At 72.0% G+C, this 9,096-nt stretch carries 8 protein-coding genes and 1 pseudogene; 5 read left to right on the forward strand and 4 right to left on the reverse strand.

The window, feature by feature from the left end:
• The coding region (gene miaB / locus HGA02_RS05030) for a tRNA (N6-isopentenyl adenosine(37)-C2)-methylthiotransferase MiaB (protein ID WP_168678074.1) at positions 1-1,441 on the reverse strand (1,441 nt) is incomplete at its 3' end.
• 199 nt (positions 1,442-1,640) lie between these two features.
• On the opposite strand from miaB, the gene HGA02_RS05035 reads away from it, so the two are divergent.
• The 4 genes from HGA02_RS05035 to HGA02_RS05050 all read left to right on the forward strand — a co-directional run bounded on the left by HGA02_RS05035 (position 1,641) and on the right by HGA02_RS05050 (position 5,050).
• A complete protein-coding gene (locus HGA02_RS05035) occupies positions 1,641-2,429 on the forward strand; it encodes an amino acid ABC transporter ATP-binding protein (RefSeq protein WP_124344410.1) in 789 nt (262 codons plus the stop codon).
• A 96-nt stretch (positions 2,430-2,525) separates the two neighbouring features.
• A complete protein-coding gene (locus HGA02_RS05040; RefSeq protein WP_168678075.1) occupies positions 2,526-3,392 on the forward strand; it encodes a glutamate ABC transporter substrate-binding protein in 867 nt (288 codons plus the stop codon).
• A 108-nt stretch (positions 3,393-3,500) separates the two neighbouring features.
• On the forward strand, positions 3,501-4,190 hold the full coding sequence (locus tag HGA02_RS05045) for an amino acid ABC transporter permease (RefSeq protein WP_124342837.1): 690 nt from the start codon (positions 3,501-3,503) through the stop codon (positions 4,188-4,190).
• Positions 4,187-5,050: an ABC transporter permease subunit gene (locus HGA02_RS05050; RefSeq protein ID WP_168678076.1), complete on the forward strand. Its 864-nt coding sequence runs from the start codon at positions 4,187-4,189 to the stop codon at positions 5,048-5,050. The genes HGA02_RS05045 and HGA02_RS05050 overlap by 4 nt, the downstream gene beginning before the upstream one ends.
• 94 nt (positions 5,051-5,144) lie before the next feature.
• Here HGA02_RS05050 and rny read toward each other — a convergent pair whose 3' ends face one another.
• The 3 genes and pseudogenes from rny to lepA form a co-directional block, all read right to left on the reverse strand.
• Positions 5,145-6,233, reverse strand: coding sequence for a ribonuclease Y (rny, locus tag HGA02_RS05055; protein WP_343035278.1), 1,089 nt, complete (start codon positions 6,231-6,233; stop codon positions 5,145-5,147).
• Positions 6,224-6,385, reverse strand: a pseudogene (locus HGA02_RS21590) (isocitrate lyase/phosphoenolpyruvate mutase family protein); the annotation flags it as partial. The pseudogene HGA02_RS21590 and the gene rny, both read right to left, overlap by 10 nt.
• Complete coding sequence (gene lepA / locus HGA02_RS05060) at positions 6,382-8,262, reverse strand: translation elongation factor 4 (protein ID WP_281357107.1); 1,881 nt, start codon at positions 8,260-8,262, stop codon at positions 6,382-6,384. The gene lepA and the pseudogene HGA02_RS21590, both read right to left, overlap by 4 nt.
• Positions 8,263-8,373: 111 nt before the next feature.
• Between lepA and HGA02_RS05065 the strand changes: the two genes are divergently transcribed.
• On the forward strand, positions 8,374-9,078 hold the full coding sequence (locus HGA02_RS05065; RefSeq protein ID WP_168678077.1) for a maleylpyruvate isomerase family mycothiol-dependent enzyme: 705 nt from the start codon (positions 8,374-8,376) through the stop codon (positions 9,076-9,078).
• The last annotated feature ends 18 nt before the right edge of the window (positions 9,079-9,096 follow it).

Genomic DNA, 9,096 nt, shown 5'->3' on the forward strand with positions numbered 1-9,096 from the left:
GCGTGCGGCGCACCGCGAACGTGCCGCCCGTCGCGGCCGAGTCGGCGACGAGGTGGTGCGGCGCTCCGTGGGTCACCGTCACCGTCACGACGTCGCCCGGGCGCGGGGCGTCCTGCGGCGCGAGGCCGGCGGGCAGCGCGAGGTGGACCAGCCGGTTGTCCTCGGCCCGGCCGGAGCGACGCTCGGTCGTGCCGTCCTTGCGACCCTCGCCCTCGGCCATCAGCACGTCGAGCGTGCGGCCGACCTGCGCCCGGTTCTCCTCCAGGGAGATGCGCTCCTGCAGCGCGACCAGCCGCTCGTAGCGCTCCTGGACGACGGCCTTCGGCAGCTGGTCGGGCAGGTCGGCGGCCGGCGTGCCGGGACGCGGCGAGTACTGGAACGTGAACGCGGAAGCGAAGCGCGAGGCCTCGACCACGCGCAGGGTCTCCGCGAAGTCCTCCTCGGTCTCGCCCGGGAAGCCGACGATGATGTCGGTCGTGATCGCGGCGTGCGGCATCGCGGCACGCACGCGGTCGAGGATGCCGAGGAACTTCTCCGAGCGGTACGACCGGCGCATCGCACGCAGGACCCGGTCGGACCCCGACTGGAGCGGCATGTGGAGCTGCGGCATGACGGTCGGCGTCGCCGCCATCGCGTCGATGACGTCGTCGGTGAACGCGGCCGGGTGCGGCGACGTGAAGCGCAGGCGCTCGAGGCCCTCGATCGCGCCCGCCGCGCGCAGGAGCTTCGCGAACGCGCCACGGTCCCCGAACTCGACCCCGTACGAGTTGACGTTCTGCCCGAGCAGCGTCACCTCGATCGCGCCCTGCTGCACGAGCGCCTCGACCTCGGCCAGGATCTCGCCCGGTCGCCGGTCGCGCTCCTTGCCGCGCAGGTGCGGGACGATGCAGAACGTGCACGTGTTGTTGCACCCGACGCTGATCGACACCCAGCCCGCGTAGGCCGACTCGCGCCGGGTCGGCAGCGTCGACGGGAAGACCTGCAGCGACTCCGCGATCTCGACCTCGGCGCGCTCGTTGTGCCGCGCGCGCTCGAGCAGGACGGGCAGCACGTCGAGGTTGTGCGTGCCGAACACGACGTCGACCCACGGCGCGCGCTCGACGATCCCGGCGCGGTCCTTCTGCGCGAGGCAGCCGCCGACGGCGATCTGCATCCCGGGACGCGCGCGCTTGGTGCCTGCGAGTCGCCCGAGGTTGCCGTACAGCTTGTCGGCCGCGTTCTCGCGGACGGCGCACGTGTTGATGACGATGACGTCGGCGTCCTCCGACGCGGCGTCCTCAGGCGTCGCCGGGACGTAGCCGGCCTGCTCGAGCATGCCCGCCATGTGCTCGGAGTCGTGCACGTTCATCTGGCAGCCGAGCGTCTTGACGAGGTAGGTGCGCGGCGACGCGCCGGTGACCTCGGGGTCGAGCGGCGTCGGGGCGGGCAGGGTCGTGGACATCACCGACAAGGGTACGACCCGCCGGACGGGCGCCCGGCACCACGGTCCTCGATCACGTCGCGGCGGCCGTGCACGCCGCGACCACGTGCGTCGCGGACCCGCGTCCAGCACCGCTCGGCCAGCGCACTTGACTGCGGTGTTGCACAACCGTGACCCCCACGGGTGGCCAGATCGGACATGTGCCCTCTAGCGTCGTCGGATGGCTGACCTCGCGACGGACCCGCACCCCACCGCCGCCGACCGCCCTGTCGGGGACCCGCTCGTCGTCCTCTCCGGCGTCGACAAGCACTTCGGCCCCCTGCACGTGCTGCAGTCCGTCGACCTGACCGTGCGCCGCGGGGAGGTCGTCGTCGTCATCGGCCCGTCGGGCAGCGGCAAGTCGACGCTGTGCCGCACGATCAACCGGCTCGAGACCATCGACTCCGGCACGATCACCATCGACGGCAAGGAGCTGCCCGCCGAGGGTCGCGAGCTCGCCCGGCTGCGCGCCGACGTCGGCATGGTGTTCCAGTCGTTCAACCTGTTCGCCCACAAGACCGTGCTCGAGAACGTCACGCTCGGCCCGACGCGGGCCAAGGGCGTGAAGAAGTCCGTCGCGACCCAGCGCGCGATGGAGCTGCTCGAGCGCGTCGGCGTCGCGAACCAGGCGCACAAGCTGCCCGCGCAGCTGTCCGGCGGTCAGCAGCAGCGCGTCGCGATCGCCCGCGCGCTCGCCATGGACCCCAAGGTCATGCTGTTCGACGAGCCCACGTCCGCGCTCGACCCCGAGATGATCAACGAGGTCCTCGACGTCATGGTCGGCCTCGCGCGCGAGGGGATGACGATGCTCGTCGTCACGCACGAGATGGGGTTCGCGCGCCGCGCCGCGCACCGCGTCGTCTTCATGGACGGCGGCCAGATCGTCGAGCAGGCCGACCCCGAGACGTTCTTCACCGCGCCCACGAGCGCCCGCGCCCGCGACTTCCTGTCGAAGATCCTCACGCACTGACCTGGACCCACCCGAACCCCGCCCCCGACCCCACCCGGACACGATCCGACCCTCTGACCGACACACCGCACGTCCACGCAGAAGAAGGGGACCACCATGCGCGCACGACGACTGGTCGCACTCGCGGCCGCCGCCACGCTCACGCTCGCCGCCTGTTCCAGCGGCGGTGGTGACGACGACACCGACGCCGGCGCCACCGGCGACTCGACCGAGACCTCCGGCGGCGCCGAGGGCTCGATCCGCATCGGCATCAAGTTCGACCAGCCCGGTCTGGGCTTCAAGGACGGCTCGGACTACACCGGGTTCGACGTCGACGTCGCCCGGTACGTCGCCGACGCCCTCGGCTACTCCGAGGACCAGATCGAGTGGGTCCAGGCCCCGTCCGCGCAGCGCGAGAACCTGCTGCAGAACGGCCAGGTCGACATGATCTTCGCGACGTACTCGATCACCGACAAGCGCAAGGAGGTCGTCTCCTTCGCCGGGCCGTACTTCGTCGCCGGGCAGGACCTGCTGGTCGCCGCCGACGACGACTCCATCTCGGGCCCCGAGGACCTCGAGGGCAAGAACCTCTGCTCCGTCACCGGGTCCACGAGCGCCCAGCGCATCAAGGACGAGTACGCGGCCGGCACCAACCTGCTCGAGCAGCCCGGCTACGCCGAGTGCGTCACCGCGCTCACCGCCGGCCAGGTCGACGCCGTCACGACGGACGACATCATCCTCGCGGGCCTCGCCGCCGTCCCCGCCAACGAGGGCAAGGTCAAGGTCGTCGGCAACCCGTTCTCCGAGGAGAACTACGGCGTCGGGCTGCCGAAGGACTCCGACCAGTGCGAGGCGATCAACGAGGCCATCGGCGCGATGATCGACGACGGCACGTGGGAGGAGCTGCTCGACAAGAACGTCGGCGCGTCCGGCTTCCAGTTCAACGCGGACCTCAACCCGCCCGCGCAGGCCGCCTGCGCCTGACCGTGACACCGGGTGGTCCGCGCGGCGCGCTCGCGCGGACCACCCGGCCGCACCGTTCCGTGGCGTGAGGCACGCGCTCCGGACAGCCCCTGGACGAGAGGAGTGCCGGTGGACGACGGCACCTGGGCGCAGTTCACGTCGCTCTTCGCCGAGTTCGACGTGGTCGGCGCCTTCTGGGTGAACATCCAGCTGACCTTCTTCGCCGGTGTGCTCGCCCTCGTGCTCGGCACCGCGCTCGCGGTCATGCGGATCTCACCGGTCCCCAGCCTGCGGTGGGCGGGCTCGACGTACGTGACGCTCGTGCGGAACACGCCGCTCACGATCATCATCGTGTTCTGCGTCCTCGGGCTCTGGGGGCAGCTCGGCATCCAGCTCTCGCAGGACTTCCAGACCAACTTCTTCCGCCTCGCGGTGCTCGGCCTCGCCGTCTACCACGCGGCGTTCGTGTGCGAGGCGCTGCGCTCCGGCGTCAACACCGTGCCGATCGGCCAGGCGGAGGCCGCCCGCGCGATCGGGCTGGGCTTCGGTTCCGCCGCGCGGCTCGTGATCCTGCCGCAGGCGTTCCGGGGCGCCGTCGCACCGCTCGGCAACGTCCTCATCGCCCTCACCAAGAACTCCACGGTCGCCGCCGCCGGGTCCGTCGCCGAGGCGTCCGGCCTCATGAAGACGATGATCGAGTTCCGGCCCGACGTCATCCTGCTGATCTTCTTCACGTTCGCGCTCGGCTTCGTGATCATCGTCGTGCCGCTCGGGCTCGCGACGACCTCCCTCTCACGCCGATGGGCGGTGGCACGGTGAACGAGACCGTCCTGTTCGACGCGGCAGGCCCGCGCACCCGCCGACGCATGGTGTGGGTCAACATCGGCGCGACCGTCGTCGTCGTCGCCATCGGCGTCTGGGTGCTCGTCCGGCTCGGCGCCAACGGCCAGCTCGAGCCCAGCCTCTGGACCGTGTTCCTCACGCCCGACCCGTGGGTCGACTACCTGATCCCCGGGCTCGTCGGCACCCTGCGGGCGGCCGCCATCGCGATCGTCACGTCCGCCGTCTTCGGCGTGGTCTTCGGCCTCGGACGCCTCTCCGCGGCCCGGTGGGTCCGCATCGTCTCCGGTGCGGTCGTCGAGTTCTTCCGCGCCGTGCCCGTGCTGCTCATGATGATCTTCTTCTGGCTCGGGCTCGGCCGGCTGCAGATCCTCGCGCCCGACGACCTGCCCCTCGTCGCCGTCGTCCTCGGCCTCACGTTCTACAACGGGTCCGTGTTCGCGGAGCTCGTGCGGTCCGGCGTGCACAACCTGCCGCGCGGCCAGCGCGAGGCCGCGCTCGCCGTGGGGCTCCGCCGGGCGCAGTCGCTGCGGCTCGTCGAGGTCCCGCAGGCGCTCCTCGCGATGCTGCCCGCGATCGCGAGCCAGCTCGTCGTCATCCTCAAGGACACCGCGCTCGGCTACATCATCACGTACCCCGAGCTGCTCGACGCGGCCCGCCGCCTGGGCTCCAGCCAGGGCAACATCCTGCAGTCGCTCGTCGTGGCCGCCCTGATCTTCATCGTCATCAACTACGGCCTCACGCGCCTCGCCGGTGTGCTCGCCGGGCGGGTCGGGCGACGCACCGCCGGTCGCGCGCGTGCCGAGGCCCCGAGCCTCGCCGTCTCGACCGGGCGCTGACCCGGCGCAGCCCGCGCGACCCGGTCGGTCGACCCGCCCCCCCACGGCAGGCTGTGGTCGGCGTCCCGACGACGCCGAGGCGGCACCGTCGGACTCAGCCCGCGGTCGCGCTGGCCCGGGTCTCGCGGACGACGGTCACCTTGATCTCGCCCGGGTACGCGAGGTCGCGCTCGATGTGCCGCGCGATCCGGACGGCCAGCTGCGGCAGGTCCGAGTCGACCACCGCCGACGGCTCGACCACGACCCGCACCTCGTGGCCGGCCGACATGACCAGTGCGCGACGCACCCCGTCGTGCTCGCTCACGAGCTGCTCGAGCTTGTCCATGCGCTCGACGTACTGGTCGAGCTCCTCGCGACGCGCACCCGGACGGGCCGCGGAGATCGCGTCCGCGACCTGCACGAGGACGGCCTCGACGGTCTGCGCCGGGACCTCCTCGTGGTGCGCCGCGATCGCGTTGACGACCACGTCGGACTCCCCCAGCCGCCGCGCGAGGTCGGCGCCGACCGTCGCGTGCGTGCCGGGGACCTCGGCGGTGAGCGCCTTGCCGACGTCGTGCAGGAACGCGCCTCGACGGGCCACCTCGACGTCCGTGCCCGTCTCCGCGGCGAGCTGCGCGGCGATCAGCGCGCTCTCGACCAGGTGCTCGAGCACGTTCTGGCCGTAGGACGTGCGCAGCCGCAGCCGCCCGAGCGTCCGCACCAGGTCCGGGTGCAGGCCCGCGACCCCCGCACGCTCCGCGGCGTCGTGACCCGCGGCGTCCGTGCGCTCGTCCGCCGACGCGAGCGCGTCCGCGTACGCGGCCTCGATGCGCTGCGGGTGGATGCGCCCGTCGGCCATGAGCGCCTCGAGCGCGACCTGGGCGACCTCACGCCGCTCCGCGTCGAAGCACGACAGCACGACCGCCCCCGGCTGCTCGTCGACGAGCACGTTGACGCCCGTGAGCGCCTCGAAGGCGCGGATGTTGCGCCCCTCCTTGCCGATGATGCGGCCCTTCATGTCGTCCGACGGCAGCGGGAGCGACGTCGTGGAGGCCTGCGCGCTCGTCGCGACGGCCGTGCGCTGCACCGCCGTCGCGACGATCCGTCGGGCACGTGCCTCGGCCGTCCGGCGCGCCTGCGCCTCCGCACGTGCGCGAGCAGCTGGTCGCGCGTGACGTGCTGGTCCTCGGTGCCGAGCGACCACGCGAGGCCGGAGCTCGTCGTCGCGAGCGCCTCGAAGCCCTCGTGCACGAGCAGCCGCGCCGACCCGACGTCCCACGGGTTCGGCAGCAGGAACGTCGCCGGGCCGGCGTGCAGCTCGGCGAACCGGCGGCGACGACGGGCGGCGTCGGTCACTTCTTCTTCGCGTCCTTCGCGTCCTTGCCGCCGCCCGCGTCCGACGAGAGCGCGGCGATGAAGGCCTCCTGCGGCACGTCGACCCGACCGATGGTCTTCATGCGCTTCTTGCCCTCCTTCTGCTTCTCGAGCAGCTTGCGCTTGCGGGTGATGTCACCGCCGTAGCACTTCGCCAGGACGTCCTTGCGGATCGCGCGGATCGTCTCGCGCGCGATGATCCGCGAGCCGATGGCCGCCTGGATCGGCACCTCGAACTGCTGGCGCGGGATGAGGTCCTTGAGCTTCGTCGCCATCATGACGCCGTACGCGTAGGCCTTGTCCTTGTGCACGATCGCGCTGAACGCGTCGACCGTCTCGCCCTGCAGCAGGATGTCGACCTTGACGAGGTCGGCCGTCTGCTCGCCGATGGGCTCGTAGTCGAGGCTCGCGTAGCCGCGCGTGCGGGACTTCAGCTGGTCGAAGAAGTCGAAGACGATCTCCGCCATGGGGAGGATGTAGCGCATCTCGACGCGGTCCTCGGACAGGTAGTCCATGCCCTGCAGGTCGCCGCGCTTGCCCTGGCAGAGCTCCATGATCGCGCCGATGAACTCGCTGGGCGCGAGGATGGTCGCCTTGACGATCGGCTCGTGCACCGCGCCGATCTTGCCACCGGGGAACTCGCTCGGGTTGGTCACGCGGACCGTCGTGCGGTCCTCGAGGTCGACGTCGTAGACGACGTTCGGCGCGGTCGAGATGAGGTCGAGGTCGAACTCGCGCTCGAGGCGCTCGCGCACGATCTCGAGGTGCAGCAGGCCGAGGAAGCCGACGCGGAACCCGAAGCCCAGCGCGACCGACGTCTCGGGCTCGTAGTTGAGCGCGGCGTCGTTGAGCTTGAGCTTGTCGAGCGCGTCACGCAGCGCCGGGTAGTCCGACCCGTCGATCGGGTACAGCCCCGAGAAGACCATGGGCTTGGGGTCGGAGTAGCCGCCGAGCGCCTCGCCCGCGGGCTTGCTCGCGTTCGTGACGGTGTCGCCGACCTTCGACTGGCGCACGTCCTTGACGCCCGTGATGAGGTAGCCGACCTCGCCGACGCCCAGCCCCTGCGTCGGGACGGGCTCGGGCGAGATGACGCCGATCTCCAGCAGCTCGTGCGTGGCCTTCGTCGACATCATCGCGATGCGCTCGCGCGGGTTGAGGTTGCCGTCGACGACCCGGACGTACGTGACGACGCCGCGGTACGTGTCGTACACCGAGTCGAAGATCATCGCGCGCGCCGGCTTGTCGGCGTCCCCCACGGGCGCGGGCACGAGCTCGACGATGCGGTCCAGGAGCGCCTCGACGCCCTCCCCCGTCTTGCCGGACACCTTCAGGCAGTCCGCGGGGTCGCCGCCGATGAGACCCGCGAGCTCCTCCGCGTACTTCTCCGGCTGCGCCGCCGGCAGGTCGATCTTGTTGAGCACCGGGATGATCTGCAGGTCGTTCTCGAGCGCCAGGTACAGGTTGGCGAGCGTCTGCGCCTCGATGCCCTGCGCCGCGTCGACCAGCAGCACCGCGCCCTCGCACGCCGCGAGCGACCGCGACACCTCGTACGTGAAGTCGACGTGCCCGGGCGTGTCGATCATGTTGAGCGCGTACGCCTGGTCGCCCACGCCCCACGGCATGCGCACGGCCTGCGACTTGATCGTGATGCCGCGCTCGCGCTCGATGTCCATGCGGTCGAGGTACTGCGCCCGCATCGCGCGCGCGTCGACGACGCCCGTGAGCTGCAGCATGCGGTCGGCCAGCGTCGACTTGCCGTGGTCGATGTGCGCGATGATGCAGAAGTTGCGCAGCAGCTCGGGCGCGGTGGCCGCGGGGCGGATGCGCGACGTGGCGGCGGCGCTCGGGATCGGGGACAACGCGGACGGCTCCCGGTTTCGGTGCGGGCGGGCGCAGCGTGGCGCCCGACGGACGGTCGGTGACGGCTCCGCACCTCACGGCGCGTGGGCGGTCGACGCCACCATGGTCCCATGACGACGGACGTGGCCGCCTCGCTCGACCACCTGCGGCTCCTCGGCGCCCTGCAGGACGAGTTCCTCACGACGATCCCGCAGGTCGACCCGACGACGCGCGTGCCGTGGTGCGGACGCTGGCGCGTGCGCGACCTCGTCGTCCACCTCGCGCGGATCCACCACTGGGCCGCCGGGCAGGCGAGCCGTCGTCGCGAGACGCCGCTCGGCCGCGGGCCGTTCGACCTCGTCGACCTCTACGCGACGTGCGCGGCCGAGCTGCGGGACACCCTCACGGCGCTCGGCCCCGACGCACCCGCGAGCACCCTCGTCGGGCCCGGGCCGGCGTCGTTCTGGCACCGCCGCCAGCTCCACGAGACCCTCGTGCACCTGTGGGACCTGCGCACCGCGGGCGGGCTGCCGCTCGACGTCGACGCCGCCGTCTGGGCCGACACGGTCGACGAGGTCGTGACCGTCATGCAGCCGCGCCAGGAGGCGCTCGGGCGCATGGAGCCGCTGCCCGCACCCGTCGCGCTCGTCGGAGCCGACGCCGGCCGCACGTGGCTGCTCGGCGGGGACGGCGAGCCCGCCGTGACCGTCCACGCATCCGCGCAGGACATCGCACTGCTCGTGTGGGGGCGACGCTCCCCCGACGACGGCGGCCTCCGCGTTGACGGCGACCGCGCCGCGCTCGACGACGCCCTCGGCCGCCGGCTCACGCCCTGACGCCCTGACGCGACGACG

The sequence above is a fragment of the Cellulomonas septica genome (assembly GCF_012396155.1).
Taxonomy (GTDB): Bacteria; Actinomycetota; Actinomycetes; order Actinomycetales; family Cellulomonadaceae; genus Cellulomonas; species Cellulomonas septica.